This is a genomic window from Novosphingobium barchaimii LL02 (assembly GCF_001046635.1).
In the GTDB taxonomy this organism is placed as follows: Bacteria; Pseudomonadota; Alphaproteobacteria; order Sphingomonadales; family Sphingomonadaceae; genus Novosphingobium; species Novosphingobium barchaimii.
In genome coordinates this window covers 208,232-224,383 of sequence record NZ_KQ130458.1, presented here as the reverse complement: position 1 = coordinate 224,383, position 16,152 = coordinate 208,232, and the positions used below count along the sequence as shown (strand labels likewise).

Genomic DNA, 16,152 nt, shown 5'->3' with positions numbered 1-16,152 from the left:
ATGACCAACGGTGCTGTGATGCCGCCTCTCGCGGCCACGGATCAACGCGTGTATCGCCTGATCGCCTCGATTTATCCGACCATCCTTCTCTTCGAACAGGTGACCGAACCTGAGGATCTGGATGATATCTACGCCCTTGAGGCCATGACAAACGAGCGCCTTCGTCAGGAGGCCGGCGACATCTCGTTGGTCCCCCTTGAAGATCGCGTTGTCGGACCCGGCTCCTCCCCCATCATGGCGGCCTTCACACATCTCAATCGTGACGGCGCCCGCTTCTCCGACGCCAGCTTCGGCGCCTATTACGCGGGCTTTGAAATTGCGACCGCGATTGAAGAAACGAAGCACCACCGAGAAGCCTTCCTCCGCCGCACGAAGGAGGGGCCGATCGATATCGATATGCGCTGCTATGTCGCCCGGCTCCGCGCGGATCTTCATGACCTACGCCCTTGGCATGACGACCATCCCGAGTTTTTCCACCCAACCGACTACGGCGCCAGCCAAGCACTCGCGCGCGCCCTACGGACAAAGCGTTCCATGGGGATCATCTATCCCAGCGTTCGCGCTGCCAGCGGCACCTGCGTTGCTGTCCTCCGGCCGATCTGCCTCTCCAACTGTCGCGAGAAAACCCATCTCACTTACCGATGGGACGGCAAGAGCATTACCGACATTTACGAAAAGAAGGCTTTCATTCCGAAATAAAATGATCCGTGGCATCGCCTACTGTGCGTGAATCTCGTAATGGAAGCCCAACAAGAACATACCATGAACTAATGGCTCGGAGCAATAACAACTGCCTCTCTTCGTAGCTCTGAGACTCTTTTGCGACCCATTCTGTCGTATCGGAATGTTTCTATGATCTCAGAAAGATCATTGGGGAATATCTAGAGTGAGTGAGAAGGGCACGCATTGTTGTTCAAGGTCAGCAGAGGAAGAGTGGCTGGCCCTCAAGAGTATAGCCAAGCGGCTACTCAAGAACGCCGTTTCAGAAAAGAAGGCATGGAAGCGGAAAGTCGAATCCCTCAAAACGATCCTCTCTCTGTGTGACAAAATGGCGAGCGCCGATGGGACAGACGCTCCCGAAAAAATTGACGGCGCATTGTACGAACAAGCTTTTGAGCTCGTTTGCGCTCATCAAAACGCGTCTATCGCTTGGTTACACAGACGTCTTCGGGTGAGTTATCGGACCGCAACTCAATTGATTGAAGAATTGGAAAAGCACAATGTTGTAGGACCTCCAAATCACGTGGGCTTCCGTGATGTACTGCGTGACCCATTGGGCCGGCGAATATGAAGCGCAGGCACTGAATTATGCGGCGGCCGTTTCCATCCCCAAGCCGCCAGCAAATCAGAACGCGGGTCTCCGGCCGACAAGCTGCGATGTGCGGGTCAAGAACCCGGACAAACGCGAGAAGCGGGCGCCATTCTCCTGCGCCGAGTTGCAGCATCAACAGTTCCCCAGATGAATGGCGAGTCCTTCCTATCCGAATCGGTCGGGTTCCGAGCAGTCTCAGTCTGCGACCCGAAGGCTTGGCTTATCCAAGTTCTTCTACTGGGGCCGGCTAAGCCGGCCCCACTTTTTCACATCAAGCAGCCTCCCAGACCCGGTTTAGAATTTGCGCGGCCATCGCCGCTTTATCCTGCGGAAGGAACCGCCCATAATGCTTGGCAACCATGTCGGGTGTATCCTGGATGGCATAGCTTGCCTGCTCGTAGGAGCCGGTATGCTTAAGGATGTGGGTGGCTAGAACATCCCGCACATTGTGCGGCCCGTGCGGCAGCAATCCCTTGATCGCACCTCGACCGGTGTAAGGATTGAAGACACCGTAACGCTGGATCACGAGCCTCCACGCCTCGTAGAATGTGGTCTGGTTATATGATGCGTCCCGACTGGTCGTCTTGACCGTTTTGACAAAAAAGGTGCCGGGGTCCTTCGCTCCGTTGGGCTCTGTTGCAAAGATTGGCGGCAGTCAGAGGTAGGCTGTCGCTCTGCGCCGATCAGGCGGCTGCTGCGAAATGGTGGTTGAGCATGCCCATGGCCTCCGTCAGCGCCGAGGGCCCAATGCCAAAAGCTCTCTCCACAAGGCGCACCTCGCCCCTGATGCCGGGCTGCAGGCACCAGGGGCGAGCCTGTCCTTTGCGCAGGGCTCGCATGACTTCGAATCCCTTGATCGTGGCATAGGCCGTGGGGATCGATTTGAAACCGCGCACCGGCTTGATCAGTATCTTGAGCTTTCCGTGATCGGCCTCGATCACGTTATTGAGATACTTCACCTGCCGGTGGGCCGTCTCCCGGTCCAGCTTTCCTTCGCGCTTCAATTCGGTGATCGCTGCACCATAGCTCGGCGCTTTGTCGGTATTGAGCGTGGCAGGCTTTTCCCAGTGCTTCAGGCCTCGCAGGGCCTTGCCCAGGAACCGCTTCGCTGCCTTGGCGCTGCGGGTCGGCGACAGGTAGAAATCGATCGTGTCGCCCCGCTTGTCGACTGCCCGGTACAGGTAGGTCCACTTGCCCCGCACCTTGACGTAGGTTTCATCCAGGCGCCAGCTCGGATCAAAGCCACGCCGCCAGAACCAGCGCAGCCGCTTCTCCATCTCCGGGGCGTAGCACTGGACCCAGCGATAGATCGTCGTATGGTCGACCGAAATGCCGCGTTCCGCCAGCATTTCCTCAAGGTCGCGATAGCTGATCGGATAGCGACAATACCAGCGCACCGCCCACAGGATCACATCACCCTGGAAATGGCGCCACTTGAAATCCGTCATCGTTCCGTCCGTCCAATCTCCGCCAAGCATGCTCAAGCTTCACGATTTTTGCAACAGAGCCGCCCGGACGGGTCGCGAAAAGCCAGCCGCTGGTCGACGGCGCGACGGGCACGCGCATGGTCGAGGTCCGGTTGCCGCCGGGCGGCCATGGGCAAAGCGGCGCCATCGCCTCCGTCCGGTTCCCGTCCTCCGCCGCCCCCGCGCAACCTTCGCTGGCGGCCGTCCCCGCCGAAGCCTTCGTCCCCCGATCGGGCCGGGAGGGGGGCGTCTTCACCGTCGGCGCGAACGGCCGGGCCAGGTTCGTCCGCCTGCGGCTGGTCCGGTTCGAGGCCGACGATGCGGTCGTGGCCGGCCTGTCCCCCGGCACGCGCGTCGTCACGGCGGGAGCGGGCTATCTGAAAGACGGCGATCCTGTCCTTGTGGCGGGCGGGAACTGAGAGATGGGCTTCAACCCCGCCGCCTTCCTCATCCGGCGCAGCCGCCTGACCCTGGTCCTGACAGGCCTGGCGCTGGCGGTCGGGATTGCCTCCTGGATCAGCGTCGCGCGGTCCGAAGACCCCCAATTCCCGGTTCCGGGCATGAGCATCCGCATCGCGATGCCGGGGGCCACGCCCGCCGATCTGGAGCAGCTGGTGATCAAGCCGGTCGAAAATGCCCTCTACGGCATTGACGACCTGAAGGACGTGCAGGCCAGCGCGACCGACGGCGCGGCGACGATCCAGGCCGAATTCGACTGGTCCAGCAGCGCCGAGCGCAAATATGAGGAGGTCGTCCGCGAGGTCACGGCCCTGCGGCCGACGCTGCCCGACGGCGTCACGCGGCTGGACGTCGTCCGCAACCGGACCAGCGAGACGGCGATCTTCCAGGCCGCCCTGGTCAGCGACCGGCTGCCGATGCGGCGGCTGGAGAAATTCGCCGACGACATGGTGGAGGATATTGCCCGCATCCCCGGCGTGCGCCGGGCGGAATATTGGGGCGCGCCGCCGATGGAGGTGCGCGTCGCGATCGATCCGGGCCGCCTCGCCGAACTGCGCCTGCCCGCCTCGCTGGTCGTCGACGCGCTGAAGCGGGCCAGCGACGAGGCGCCCGTCGGATCGGTCAATGCGGGGCAGCGCCGCCTGATCGTCCGGACCGGCGGCGCCTTTCGCTCGCTCGACGATGTGCGGCGGGTTCCGGTCCTTTCCCGCGAGGGGGCGGTGGCGCGCATAGGCGACCTGGCGCGGGTCGAATGGGCGAGCGGGGAGCCGGAGCATGTCGTCCGCTTCAACGGCCGGCGCGCCCTGCTGCTTACCGCCACGGCCAAGGAGGGCGTGGACATCGGCGTCCTGACCCAGGCGATCCGGACGGAACTGGCCTGTTTCGAGCGGATGGTCCCCGGCGGCGTCAAGCTCGAATATGGCTTCTTCCAGGCCAGCAATGTGGAGCGGCGGCTGAACGGCCTCTACCGGGATTTCCTGCTGGCGCTGGCCATCGTCTCCATCACGCTGCTTCCGCTGGGGCTGCGCGCCGCCGGGGTGGTGATGTTCGCCATCCCGCTGTCGCTGCTTGCCGGCCTTGCCATCCTGCAGGCGCTGGGGTTCGGGCTGAACCAGCTTTCGATCAGCGGTTTCGTGCTTTCGCTGGGGCTGCTCGTCGACGACAGCGTCGTGGTGGTCGAGAACATCACGCGCCGCCAGCGATCCGGCGAGGACCGCGTCACCGCCGCCATGGAGGGTTCGCGGCAGATATTGCTGGCGGTCGCGGGGTGCACGGCCTGCCTGCTGCTCGCCTTCCTGCCGCTGCTGGCGCTGCCGGAAGGGTCGGGCGCGTTCATCCGCTCCCTTCCCGTCAGCGTGATCGCCACGGTTTCCGCATCCTTCGTCATCGCGCTCACGATCATTCCCTTCGTCGCCAGCCGGGTGCTGCCCGCACGCGAGGATGAGAAGGGCAATCGCATGCTGGCGATGATCGAGCGGGGCGTCCATCGCTTCTACGCGCCCGTGCTGCATCGCGCGCTCGACCGGCCCGGGCTGGCGCTGGCGCTGCTGGGCGGGCTCTGCCTGTTCATCGCGCCGCTGATCGCGGCCATCGGGACCAGCCTTTTCCCGCCGGCCGACACGCCGCAATTCCTGGTCCGCATCGAACTGCCGCAGGGGGCTTCGCTGCCCGCGACCGACGCGGTCCTGCGCCAGGTCGAACGGAGGCTCGCGCGGGCGCCGGAGGTGGAATGGTTCGCCGCCAATCTGGGCCGGGGCAATCCCCAGATATATTATAATGTCCGCCAGCATGATCCCGACCCTGCCTTCGCGGAGGTCGCGGTGTCTTTGCGCGACGGCCGGCCCGCCCATTCCGCCCGGCTTCTTTCGGACCTGCGGCGGGAGTTCGCCGCCTTTCCAGGGGCGCGCATCACCGTCCTGGGCTTCGTTCAGGGTCCGCCGATCGCCGCCCCCATAGAAATCCGCATCGCCGGCGAGGATCTCGCTACCCTGAGCGCCCTTGCCCGGCGGGCGGAGGCGGCCATGGCCGGCACGCCGGGCATCCGCGACGTCGACAATCCGGTCCGCCAGGACCGCGCCGACCTGGCGCTGGGGATCGACGAGGCGAAGGCGGCTGCGCTGGGCGTCCCGGCGGGCGCCGCCCGACAGGCCGCCCGGCTGGCGCTGGACGGCGAATTTTCCGGCCGCCTTCGCGATGCGGAAGGGGACGACTATCCCGTCCGCGTCAGGCTGCCCATGGCGCAGCGCAACAGGGTCGAGGCGCTCGACCGGATCCATGTTCCGTCCGTCGACGGCCGGGCGGTGCCGCTTCGCGCCCTTGCCGATCCCGGCATGGAAACGGGACCGGCGCGCATCGAACGCCATGATCGCGAACGATCCGTCACCCTGACGGCCTATGTCGGGGCAGGCCATCTGACGGGCGCGGTGACGCAAGCCGCGCTCGACCGGGTGCGCGGGGCCGTGCGCCTGCCGGCGGGCTACACCATCGCGCTTGGCGGCGAAGCGGAGGAGCAGGAAAGCGGCAATGCGGGGATGACGGCGGCGGCGATCGTCGCCTGCCTCGGCATATTGGCCGTGCTGGTCATGGAATTCGGGCGCTTCAGGCTCGTCGCTGTGGTGGCCAGCATCATACCGCTCGGCCTGCTCGGCGCCGTCCTGGCGCTGTGGCTGACGGGCAATTCGCTGAGCTTCACGGCGATGATCGGCCTGATCGCGCTGATCGGCATAGAGATAAAGAATTCGATCCTTCTCGTCGATTTCACCGAACAGTTGCGGGGGCAGGGGATCGCCATGCGCGAAGCGATCGAGCAGGCGGGCGAGATGCGCTTCCTGCCCGTGCTGCTCACCTCCGTCACGGCGATCGGCGGGCTGCTGCCGCTGGCCATGGGCGGATCGGGGCTGTACGGCCCGATGGCGGTCGCGATCATCGGCGGCCTGATCGCCTCCACCCTGCTGTCGCGGGTGGCGACGCCGGTCGTCTATCTCCTGCTCGCCCGGACGGGAGAAGCGTCGTGACGACGAATCGGTCGCTGGCCGCCCTGATCGGCCTTGCCCTGCTGGGCGGCTGCGCCGCGGGCACGGAGTATCGACGGCCGGCCTTGCCGCTGCCGGCCGCCTTTCACAATGCTCCCCTGATCGTGGAGCCGGGCGGCAGGCCGTGGTGGCGGGATTTCGCCGACCCCATGCTGGACGATCTGGTCGCGCGCGGCCTCAAGGGCGGCTTCGACGTGGAGGCGGCGATGGCGCGGGTCGACCAGGCAAGGGCGGCCGCCGGGTCGGCGCGGGCGGCGCGGATGCCGTCGGGATCGCTGGACGGTTCCGCGGTCCGGACGCGCCAGTCGCTGAGGGCCGGGCTGGGGCAGATCGCCGATTATGTCCCGGATTTCGACCGGACGCAGGACAGTTTCGAACTGGTCGGCGGGGCAAGCTGGGAACTGGACCTTGCCGGCGGGCTGAAGCGCGGGCGGGAAGCGGCCGTCGCGGAACTGGAGGCGGCCGTCGCCGACAGCCAGGCCGTCCGCCTCACCGTGGCGGCGGAGATTGGCGATGCCTATATCCTCCTTCGTTCCGCGCAGCGCAGGCGCTCCATCGCCGTCGATCAGGCGGCGGCGGCGCAGAAGCTGGAAAATATCGTCCGCGCCCGCTTCGTCCATGGCGCGGCTGCCCGTTTCGAACTGGACCAGTCCCGCGCCTCCACCGCCGCGATCAGCGCCGGGATCGCCGAGTTCGACCAGGCGGCGCAGGCGCAGTTGGCGCGGCTGGCGGTGCTGGCCGGCGGCCTGCCGGATTCGGTTGTCCAGGCGCTGGAGAGGCCGGAGCCGGTGCCGGTCGCCGGTTTCGCGGCCATGGGGCTGCCCGCCGATCTGATGCGGCGCAGGCCGGATCTGGTCGCTGCCGAACGGCGCGTTGCTGCCGGCCATGCGCGGCTGGGCGTCGCCCTTGCCGAATATTATCCCAAATTCACCCTGTCGGGCCTGCTGGGTTTTCAGGGCAATGACGCGGGCAGGCTCATTTCCGGCCCGGCGAGCGTGGTGCAGGGCGGGTTGGGCCTGCGCTGGCGGCTTTTCGACTTCGGCCGGGTCGATGCGGAGGTCGCACGGGCGAAGGGCGCGGAGCGGGAGGCCATCGCCCAGTTCCGTAATGCCGCGCTGCGCGCCGCCGAGGATGTCGAACGCGCCGTCGTTGCCTGGCGGACCGCCAGAGAGCGCGAAGCCGTCCATGCCGAAGAGGTCCGGGCCGCGACCGCCGCCTGCGACGCGCTGGATCGCGCCTATCGGGCGGGCCATGTTTCGCTGGCCGAACTGGTCGAGGCGCAGCGCCGTGTTCTCCAGGCGGCCGACGCGCTTGCGCTGGCGCAGGGAGACGCCGCGCGCGCGACGGTTGCCGGATGGCGGGCGTTCGGCGGCTGACGCGGCGGGTCCGGCGGACATCGGGGTGGGCTTCCCCGCAACTCGTCCCATCCGTCCGGAACCAACGGTTGAGTGCCGGTCGTTCATGGGATAAGGGCTTGCCGTCCGCGCACCAACGGATCGACCCTCAGGCGCCGCCGGAGAGAAGGTCGGCAATCAGGAAGCGGGCATCCGCCGCCGCGCCACGATGAGGACATAGAGGGACAAGTGATAGTTTCCATATTGGCCCTGGCTTGTGCCGGCAGCGCACTGGCCGCCGTCGTCGCCCAATGGATGCCCAAGGCCCTCTTGCCCGCGCTGGTGCTGGAAATCGCGTTCGGGATCCTGGTCGGCCCGCATGGCCTGGGATTCCTGTCGCCCGGTCCCTCGATGGAGCTGTTCGCCCAGATCGGGCTTGCCATACCCATGGTGATCGCGGGGCTGGAGGTCGATTTCGGCGCGTTGCTGGCCCGGCCGCAGGGGGCGCAGCGGGCGAGGCCGCTCATCCTGGCCATCCTCATATCGCTGCTGACCCTTGCCATGGCCGGCCTTGGCGCCTGGCTGCTGCTCGACCCGGGGACGCCCCTGGTGCACCTGGCGATCTATGCCGCGATCCTTTCGACCAGCTCGGTCGGCATCGTCGTGCCGATGATACAGGAAAAGGGCATCGCCAGCGACATATACGGGCAGACGATCCTCTCGGCCGCGCTGCTCGTCGACTTCTTCGCGATGATCGCCATTTCCGCCCTGGCCGGGATCGTCGTCAGCGGCAGCGCGCAGGGCGCCTTGGGCAGCCTGGCGCTTGTCGCCATCGCCGTCCCGGCGATCCGGCTGCTGCCCAGGCTGCTGGCGCGGGTGCCCGCGGCGCGGCTGGACAACCGGACCAGCCTGCCTTTCGTCAGGCTCAGCCTGGCGCTGCTGTTCCTGACGGCCTGGCTGGCGGAGATGCTGAATTCGCAACTGGTGCTGGCGGCGTTCCTCGCGGGATTGCTGCTGGGGCAGATCGTTCCGCGCGGCAGCCACCGGCGCGAGCGGCTGGAGGTCATCGGCTATGGCTTCATCGTGCCCTTCTTCTTCATCAATGTCGGCCTGAAATTCGATATTCCCGCGCTGCTGGGATCGCCCAAGACCCTGTGGCTGGTGCCGGGCTTCGTGGCGGTCGCCTTCGCCAACAAGATCATCCCGTCGCTGCTGCTGGTCCCGATCCACGGCCGCAGGAAGGCGATGGCCGCCGGCATATTGCTGAGCGCGCGCATCAGCCTGATCGTCGCGGCGTCCGACATCGCGACCCGGATCGGCGTGCTCGACACCGCGACCAACGCGGCCATGGTGCTGGTCGCGATCATCAGCGCGGCGCTCGCCCCCATCCTGTTCAACATCCTCGCCGCGCCGCACAGGCAGCCGCCGACGCCCGTCCAGGCCTGAACGGGCCTTTTCCTCTTCGGCGCGGACGGGGCAGAGGCAAAAGAAAAGAGAGCGTCTCCGCTTCCTGCGAAAACGCTCTCCCCCCGCTGTTTGGCGGCGCCTGTCTGATTTCGGATCAGGCCGACCGGATCGGGATTCCCGTCCGGGCGCGAACGAAATCGATGTCGAGATCAGACGCCAGTTCCTGCACGATCAATTCGCCGCGGTCCCGATCCAGCACGAACCGGCCGAAGTCGGAAATGATGGCGTCGACGACGCCCGTGCCGGTGAGCGGCAGGGTGCAGCGTTCGACGATCTTGGAATTGCCCGCCTTGTCGCTGTGGCTCATCACCACGACGACGCGCTTCACGCCCGCGACCAGGTCCATCGCGCCGCCCATGCCCTTGATCATCTTGCCCGGCACGGTCCAGTTGGCCAGGTCGCCATTGCCGGCAACCTCCATGGCGCCCAATATGGCAAGGTCGATATGCCCGCCGCGGATCATGGCGAAGCTGTCGGCCGAGCTGAAGAAGCTCGACGTGGGCAAAGTGGTCACCGTCTGCTTGCCCGCGTTGATGAGGTCCGGGTCGACTTCATCCTCATAGGGAAAGGGACCGATGCCCAGCAGGCCGTTCTCCGACTGGAGGACGACCTCTATGTCGGCGGGCACATAATTGGCGACCAGCGTCGGAATGCCGATGCCCAGGTTCACATAAAAGCCGTCCTGCAGCTCGCCGGCGGCGCGGGCCGCCATTTCCTCACGTGTCCAGGGCATCAGGCCTTCTCCTCCGTGCGGGGACGCGTGGTCCGGAATTCGATTCGCTTCTCATAGGACGGTCCCTGGATCACGCGATCGACATAGATGCCCGGCGTGTGGACCTGGTCGGGGTCGAGCGCGCCGGCCGGGACGATCTCCTCCACCTCGGCGATGGTGATCTTGCCGGCGGTCGCCATGTTCGGATTGAAGTTCCGCGCCGTCTTGCGATAGACGAGATTGCCCTCCGGATCGGCTTTCCAGGCCTTCACGATGGAAACGTCGGCCCGCAGCCACGTTTCGCGCACATAGAGCGACCCTTCGAATTCCTCGACGGGCTTGCCCTCCGCGACGACGGTTCCCACGCCGGTCTTCGTGTAGAAGGCCGGAATGCCCGCGCCGCCCGCGCGTATGCGTTCCGCCAGCGTGCCCTGCGGATTGAGCTCCAGTTCGAGCTGGCCCGACAGATAGAGTTCCGCGAACAGCTTGTTCTCCCCGATATAGGAGGAGACCATCTTGCGGATCTGGCCGTTGTTGAGCAGCGTCCAGAGGCCGAAGCCGTCCGCGCCGCAATTGTTGGAGATGACGGTGAGTTCCTTGACGCCGTTCCGCAGCAGGCCGGCGATCAGATGTTCCGGATTGCCCGAAAGCCCGAACCCACCGGACATGATGGTCATCCCGTCGAAGAGAACGCCCTCAAGCGCTGCATCAGCGTCGGGAAATATCTTGCGCTTTGCCATAATAATCCCTATTTGTCCGATTATCGGATAAAAACGCCAATATTCGTTTAAGCGCAAAAGGTCAATGCCCATGGCTGACGACAGCCAAACCGCCGATCCCAACTTCATGCTTTCGCTGGCGCGGGGCCTTGGCGTGCTGCGCGCTTTCGAGGGGCAGTCCTCGCTCAGCATCACGGAAGCGGCGCGGCTGAGCGGGCTGAACCGGCCCAGCGCCGGCCGCTGCCTGCACACGCTGACATGCCTTGGCTATGTTCGCGAGCGGGACGGGCGCTATTCGCTCACGCCCAAATTGCTGCCGCTGGCCGCCGGGTTCCTGACGTCCACCCCCCTGGCCAGCGCCAGCCAGGCGGTCGCCAACGCCTTGCGCGACAGCCTTCAGGAAACGGTGTCGGTCGGCGCGCTCGATCCGTCGGACCCGGGCCGCATCATCTACATCGCCCGCGCCGAGCGGAACCAGGTGATCGCCGCGCCGCTGATGGTCGGCAGCACCTTGCCCAGCCATTGCACGTCGATGGGGCGCGTCCTCCTCGCCTCGCTCGCGCCGTGCGAGACCGAACGGTGGCTGGCGCGCGCCGCCCTGGAGCCGAGGACCGAACGCACCATCGTTTCCCCCGATGTGCTCCGCACCGAACTGGTCGCCGTGGGCGAGCGGCGCTGGAGCCTGGTCGAGGAGGAACTGGAGGTCGGGCTGCGATCCCTGGCCGTTCCCGTCCGCGACCGCGAGGGGCAGGTCCTGGCGGCGCTCAATGTCGCCACCTTTTCCGACGCCCACAGCCGCGAGGATCTGATCGAGCGCTATCTTCCCGACCTGAGGGCGGCCGCCGGTCAGCTTGAGCGCGCCATCCAGAGCCATCGCCCCAATCCATAAACCCGCAATCCGTTGAATCTACAGGAGTTGACATCATGACATTGCGTCGAGCCGCCATCGTTTCGCCTCTTCGGACCGCCGTCGGGAAATTCGGCGGCGGCCTTTCCGCGCTGACGGCCGGGCAATTGGGCGCCACGATCATCAAGGCGCTGGTCGAACGCAGCGGGATCGATCCCGAACGCGTCGACGACGTCGTCTTCGGACATGGCTATCCCAGCGGGGAGGCGCCCAGCATCGGCCGCTGGTCCTGGCTGGCCGCCGGAATGCCCCAGAATGTGCCGGGCTTCCAGCTCGACCGCCGCTGCGGCTCCGGCCTTCAGGCGATCATCGAAGCGGCCATGATGGTTCAGACCGGCGCCGCCGACGTCGTGGTCGCGGGCGGCGCGGAAAGCATGTCCAATGTCGAACATTATTCGACCGCGCTGCGCAAGGGCGCGCGCATGGGCAGCCTCGAACTGCACGACCGGCTGACCCGCGCCCGCCTGATGTCGCAGCCGATCGAACGCTATGGCGTGATCACGGGCATGATCGAGACCGCCGAAAATCTCGCCCGCGACTATGGCATCACGCGGGAGCAGTCGGACGCCTATGCCGTCCGATCGCACCAGCGCGCCGCCGCCGCCTGGCGCGAGGGCAAGTTCGCTGACGAGATCGTGCCCGTCGCCGTGCCGCAGAAGCGCGGCGAACCCGTGATCTTCGATCGGGACGAGGGGTTCCGCGAGGATGCCTCGCTGGAGACGCTCGGCGGGTTGAAGCCGATCGAGGGCGGCGTGGTGACCGCCGGCAACGCCAGCCAGCAGAATGACGCCGCCGCGGCCTGCCTGGTCGTTGCCGAAGACCAGCTCGCGAAGCTCGGCCTGGAACCGAGCGGCTGGTTCGTCGGCTGGGCGGCGGCGGGTTGCGATCCCTCCCGCATGGGCATCGGCCCCGTGGGCGCCGTCCAGCGGCTGTTCGCGCGCACGGGCCTGGGCTGGGACGACATGGACCTTATCGAAATCAACGAGGCTTTCGCGGCCCAGGTGCTCGCGCTGCTCAAGGCGTGGGAATGGGGTGAGGACGACAGCCGCCTGGACAAGCTCAACGTCAACGGCTCGGGCATTTCCCTGGGCCACCCGATCGGCGTCACCGGGGCGCGAATCGCCGCGACGATGCTGAACGAGATGCGCCGCCGCGATGCGCGCTACGGTCTGGAGACCATGTGCATCGGCGGCGGCCAGGGTCTCGCCGCCATCTTCGAGCGGTCCTAAGCGGTTTCAAGCGGCAGGCTGGCTCCCGCCCCTTCGACAGGCGCGGGACAGGCCTTTCCGCGCGATGCCCCAGGCTGTGAACCGACGCGGCCGGCGAAACCCGCCGGCCGCGGCTCGGTAATGGATGATCTGAAGGCGCGGCCTTGGTCGCCCTGCGCCGGCCGCCCCACCGCGCCGCATCCTGTCGCGCCGCGCTTTTCCGCGCCCGCCGACGCTCCCATCCCCTTAGCGAACGCCCTGCCGGCGACCTCTCCGGGAATCCATCGCGCGAATTTAGGTTGCAAAGTTAAACCATAAGGGCCTATGGGCTGCATGGTTGCAAAGTTAAACCTATCCGGCATTGGCCGGGGAGCGATGGAGAATAGGTGTGAGCGAATTGTTGGACCTGGCGATCGCGGCGCATGGCGGTTGGGACCGCTGGGAGCAGATCAATGAACTGAAAGCCCATTTCCATGCGGAGGGCACGGTCTGGCATGTGAAGCAGTGGCCCGGCGCCTATGCGGACATGCATTGCTCGATCTCCACGCGGAAGCCGCACACCGAATTCACGCCCTTCCTCAAGGAGGGGCAGCATTGCGTCTGGGAGCCGGACAGCACCGCCATCGTCGCCGACAGCGGCGAACTGATCGATAAGCGGGAAAATCCGCGCTCCTTCTTCGAAGGGCACAGCATTCCGACGCCGTGGGACGAACAGCATCTCGTCTATTTCACCGGCTATGCGATGTGGACCTATCTGACCACGCCGTTCCTGTTCAGGCTGCCCGGCTTCACGTCGGAAGAGGTCGAACCCTGGGACGAGAATGGCGAAACCTGGCGTCGGCTGAAGGTGACATTCCCCGAAGGCGTGCCCAGCCATTCCACCCAGCAGACCTTCTATTTCGATCAATCGGGCCTGCTGCGGCGCCACGACTACAGCGTGGAGATCATGGGCGGCACGACCAGCGCCAACTATGCGACCGATCACAAGGCGTTCGACGGCCTCATCTTCCCGACGAAGCGGCGCGTCTATGCCGCCGGCGCGGACAACCGCCCGATCCTCGACCGGATCGCCATCGCCATCGACTTATGGGACGTCCAGGCGGCCTGACCCGCATTCGAACCGGCCGCGTCCTCGCGGCCGGCAGAGCGGAACCGGGTCGAGCGCAGCGCAGGCCCCATGCCGCCACGCAATCCCGTTCGGAACGCCCATCCATTCGCAACGGCGCGCGGACCGAACAGAAGAAAAAGGAAATATGCCATGGTGACCACCCACCGGATCGTCCTTGCCGAACGTCCGCAGGGCGCGGTGACGCCCGCCAATTTCAGGGCAGAGGACGCGGCCCTGCCGCCCATCGGGGATGGACAGTTCCTGGTCGGGGCGAATTATCTGTCGCTCGACCCCTATATGCGCGGCCGCATGGATGACCGGAAATCCTATGCCGCGCCGACGCCGGTCGGCGGGGTGATGGAAGGCGAGATCATCGGGACCGTGCTGGAATCCCGCCATCCGGGCTTTTCGGTCGGGGAACGCGTGGCCGGACGGCTGGGATGGCAGACGCACGCCATTTCGGACGGCACTGGCCTTGTGAAGCTGGACGACCGCTTCAAGCCGATCACCACCGCCGTGGGCGTGCTCGGCATGCCCGGCCTCACCGCTTATTCGGGGCTGCTGACCCTGGGCAAACCCCAGCCCGGCGAAACGGTCGTCGTCGCGGCGGCGACCGGCCCGGTCGGATCGCTGGTCGGCCAGATCGCCAGGCTCTATGGCGCCAGGGCCGTCGGAATCGCGGGCGGCGCGGAAAAATGCGCCTATGCGAAGCAGGAACTGGGCTTCGATGCGGTGGTCGACCATCGGTCCCCGACCTTCGCCGACGATCTGGCCGCGGCGTGCCCGGACGGCATCGACATCAATTTCGAACTGGTCGGCGGCGCCGTCTGGCAGGCCGTGCTGCCGCTGCTCAACAATTTCGCCAGGGTGCCCGTCTGCGGCCTGATCGCCCAGTATAACGGATCGTCCGGCGAACAGGTCGATCATCTGCCCGCCGCGATGCGGATCATCCTGTCGCGCAGCATCATGATGCGGGGTTTCATCGTCGGCGAATTCTGGGACCAGCGGCCGAAGTTCCTGGACGAGGTCAGCCAGTGGATTTCCGAAGGGAAGATCCGGTTCCGCGAAGACATTGTCGAAGGACTGGACAACGCTCCGGCGGCGTTCATGGGCCTGTTGGAGGGACGGAATTTCGGCAAGCTCGTCGTGAAGATCGACTGACGCCGTCCCCTGCGGTTCGGGAAGGCGGCGACGACCAGGGCCTTCCCCGCCAATGGCTCCCGGCGGCGTCGCGGGGAGGAACGCTCGACAAATCGGCGGAGTTGGTTTAACTTCAAAACCTTCCTGTGATGTTGGAGATGGCGATGAAGGGAAAGCGGACCAATCTCGGCAACGCCGATTGCGGCATTGCCCGTTCCCTTGAAGTGGTCGGCGACTGGTGGTCGTTGCTGATCGTGCGCGAAGCCTTCAAGGGAAGGGAGCGCTTCGGCGAATTCCAGAAGGCTATCGGGCTGGCCAAGAACATATTGTCCGCGCGGCTGAAGAAGCTGGTCGAACATGACATCTTCCGGATAGAGCCGGACGCGGACAACGGCGTCGGCCACCGCTATGTCCTCACCGCAAAGGGAGAGGGGTTGTACGTCGTTCTCATGGCGCTGTGGCAGTGGGGCGAAAGCACATGCTTCAAGCCGGACGAGGCCCGATATGCGATGGTCGACCGCCAGAATGGCGAACCGCTGGCCAGGATCGAGCTGAAGGCCAGAGACGGGCGGGTCCTGGGGCCGCGCGACTTCGTGGCCTCGCGCATGGACGACAAGGCAGCCGCCTGACGCGGTTGCTGACGCCGGTCAGGAGGGGATCAGGCCGCTTCCCTGGAGGAAGAGTTCGCTCGTCCTGTCATACAGATCGCCGGCATCCGTCTTTTCGCCGAGCAGGCCCCTCAGTTCCAGACTGACGACGCCGTGCAGCGTCGCCCAGAGCATCTGGGAGAGTTGCCGGGCTTCGTCCCGCCGATCTTCCGGAAGGCAGGCCGCGACCGCCTCCCGCATGGCGCGGAATGTCGACCAGGCGCGCCGCCGGCTTTCCAGCGGCGCTTCATAGGCCCGGCCGAGGTCGCCGAACATGACATTGTAGAATGCCGGTTCCGCCAGCGCATAGGCGCGATAGGCCTTGCATATCGCCCGCAATCGGGCGACCGGCGCAGGTTCTGCCAGGCATTTTCCGAATTCGCGGCCCAAGCCGTCGAAACTGTGGATATACAGCGCGTCCAGCAGCCCCGCCTTGCCCGAAAAGCAGGTATAGATCATCTTCGTCGAAGCGTTGACGACCTCCGCGACGCGCCGGACCGTCAGCGCGGCTGGCCCTTCCTCGCTCAAAATGCGCGCGGCGGCGGCGAGGATGGCGGACCGCGTCTCGTCCCGATAGGTGGCGCGGACCTGTTGCAGGTCGACGCCACCTTCCCATCGGGCCGTGCCGGACGGCATGCCGC

The 16,152-nt window shown here is 65.9% G+C and carries 16 protein-coding genes; 11 read left to right on the top strand and 5 right to left on the bottom strand.

The features are described from left to right. Both V474_RS21675 and V474_RS25235 read left to right on the top strand, forming a co-directional pair. Positions 1 to 699 (top strand): RES family NAD+ phosphorylase, encoded by a 699-nt coding sequence (locus V474_RS21675; protein ID WP_236711380.1) that lies wholly within the window; start codon positions 1 to 3, stop codon positions 697 to 699. Positions 700 to 886: 187 nt separating this feature from the next. Beyond that, positions 887 to 1,291: a DNA translocase FtsK gene (locus V474_RS25235; RefSeq protein WP_082699946.1), complete on the top strand. Its 405-nt coding sequence runs from the start codon at positions 887 to 889 to the stop codon at positions 1,289 to 1,291. A 292-nt stretch (positions 1,292 to 1,583) separates the two neighbouring features. Here the strand turns inward: V474_RS25235 and V474_RS21670 are convergent, their stop codons facing one another. Next, positions 1,584 to 1,838 carry a hypothetical protein gene (locus V474_RS21670; protein WP_236711379.1) on the bottom strand — a complete coding sequence of 85 codons (255 nt, stop codon included), beginning with the start codon at positions 1,836 to 1,838 and terminating at the stop codon, positions 1,584 to 1,586. Positions 1,839 to 1,995: 157 nt separating this feature from the next. After that, the gene (locus V474_RS21665; RefSeq protein WP_001389365.1) at positions 1,996 to 2,760 is read right to left on the bottom strand and encodes an IS6-like element IS6100 family transposase; all 765 of its coding nucleotides are present in this window, start codon (positions 2,758 to 2,760) and stop codon (positions 1,996 to 1,998) included. 116 nt (positions 2,761 to 2,876) lie between these two features. Between V474_RS21665 and V474_RS21660 the strand changes: the two genes are divergently transcribed. The 4 genes from V474_RS21660 to V474_RS21645 all read left to right on the top strand — a co-directional run bounded on the left by V474_RS21660 (position 2,877) and on the right by V474_RS21645 (position 9,049). Beyond that, positions 2,877 to 3,197 (top strand): efflux RND transporter periplasmic adaptor subunit, encoded by a 321-nt coding sequence (locus V474_RS21660; RefSeq protein ID WP_059153315.1) that lies wholly within the window; start codon positions 2,877 to 2,879, stop codon positions 3,195 to 3,197. Between the two features lie 3 nt (positions 3,198 to 3,200). Further along, positions 3,201 to 6,251, top strand: coding sequence for an efflux RND transporter permease subunit (locus V474_RS21655; RefSeq protein ID WP_059153314.1), 3,051 nt, complete (start codon positions 3,201 to 3,203; stop codon positions 6,249 to 6,251). After that, positions 6,248 to 7,645 (top strand): efflux transporter outer membrane subunit, encoded by a 1,398-nt coding sequence (locus V474_RS21650; RefSeq protein ID WP_015449290.1) that lies wholly within the window; start codon positions 6,248 to 6,250, stop codon positions 7,643 to 7,645. Before V474_RS21655 ends, V474_RS21650 begins: the two co-directional genes overlap by 4 nt. 222 nt (positions 7,646 to 7,867) lie before the next feature. After that, the gene (locus V474_RS21645; RefSeq protein ID WP_021247406.1) at positions 7,868 to 9,049 is read left to right on the top strand and encodes a cation:proton antiporter; all 1,182 of its coding nucleotides are present in this window, start codon (positions 7,868 to 7,870) and stop codon (positions 9,047 to 9,049) included. Between the two features lie 115 nt (positions 9,050 to 9,164). Here the strand turns inward: V474_RS21645 and V474_RS21640 are convergent, their stop codons facing one another. Together V474_RS21640 and V474_RS21635 are read right to left on the bottom strand one after the other, a co-directional pair. Further along, a complete protein-coding gene (locus V474_RS21640) occupies positions 9,165 to 9,803 on the bottom strand; it encodes a 3-oxoacid CoA-transferase subunit B (protein WP_007686450.1) in 639 nt (212 codons plus the stop codon). Next, positions 9,803 to 10,522 (bottom strand): CoA transferase subunit A, encoded by a 720-nt coding sequence (locus tag V474_RS21635; RefSeq protein WP_007684919.1) that lies wholly within the window; start codon positions 10,520 to 10,522, stop codon positions 9,803 to 9,805. The genes V474_RS21640 and V474_RS21635 overlap by 1 nt, the downstream gene beginning before the upstream one ends. A 70-nt stretch (positions 10,523 to 10,592) precedes the next feature. On the opposite strand from V474_RS21635, the gene V474_RS21630 reads away from it, so the two are divergent. The 5 genes from V474_RS21630 (at position 10,593) to V474_RS21605 (ending at position 15,493) form a co-directional block, all read left to right on the top strand. Further along, positions 10,593 to 11,390 (top strand): IclR family transcriptional regulator domain-containing protein, encoded by a 798-nt coding sequence (locus V474_RS21630; protein WP_021247407.1) that lies wholly within the window; start codon positions 10,593 to 10,595, stop codon positions 11,388 to 11,390. A gap of 35 nt (positions 11,391 to 11,425) precedes the next feature. Beyond that, on the top strand, positions 11,426 to 12,637 hold the full coding sequence (locus tag V474_RS21625; protein ID WP_013054067.1) for an acetyl-CoA C-acetyltransferase: 1,212 nt from the start codon (positions 11,426 to 11,428) through the stop codon (positions 12,635 to 12,637). 367 nt (positions 12,638 to 13,004) lie between these two features. After that, positions 13,005 to 13,724 carry a hypothetical protein gene (locus V474_RS21615; protein ID WP_015449287.1) on the top strand — a complete coding sequence of 240 codons (720 nt, stop codon included), beginning with the start codon at positions 13,005 to 13,007 and terminating at the stop codon, positions 13,722 to 13,724. A gap of 150 nt (positions 13,725 to 13,874) precedes the next feature. Further along, a complete protein-coding gene (locus V474_RS21610; RefSeq protein WP_015449286.1) occupies positions 13,875 to 14,885 on the top strand; it encodes an NADP-dependent oxidoreductase in 1,011 nt (336 codons plus the stop codon). A gap of 143 nt (positions 14,886 to 15,028) precedes the next feature. Beyond that, a complete protein-coding gene (locus V474_RS21605) occupies positions 15,029 to 15,493 on the top strand; it encodes a winged helix-turn-helix transcriptional regulator (RefSeq protein WP_025161107.1) in 465 nt (154 codons plus the stop codon). A gap of 18 nt (positions 15,494 to 15,511) precedes the next feature. On the opposite strand, the gene V474_RS21600 is transcribed toward V474_RS21605, so the two are convergent. Continuing rightward, complete coding sequence (locus tag V474_RS21600; protein WP_007684910.1) at positions 15,512 to 16,147, bottom strand: TetR-like C-terminal domain-containing protein; 636 nt, start codon at positions 16,145 to 16,147, stop codon at positions 15,512 to 15,514. Positions 16,148 to 16,152: the final 5 nt, after the last annotated feature.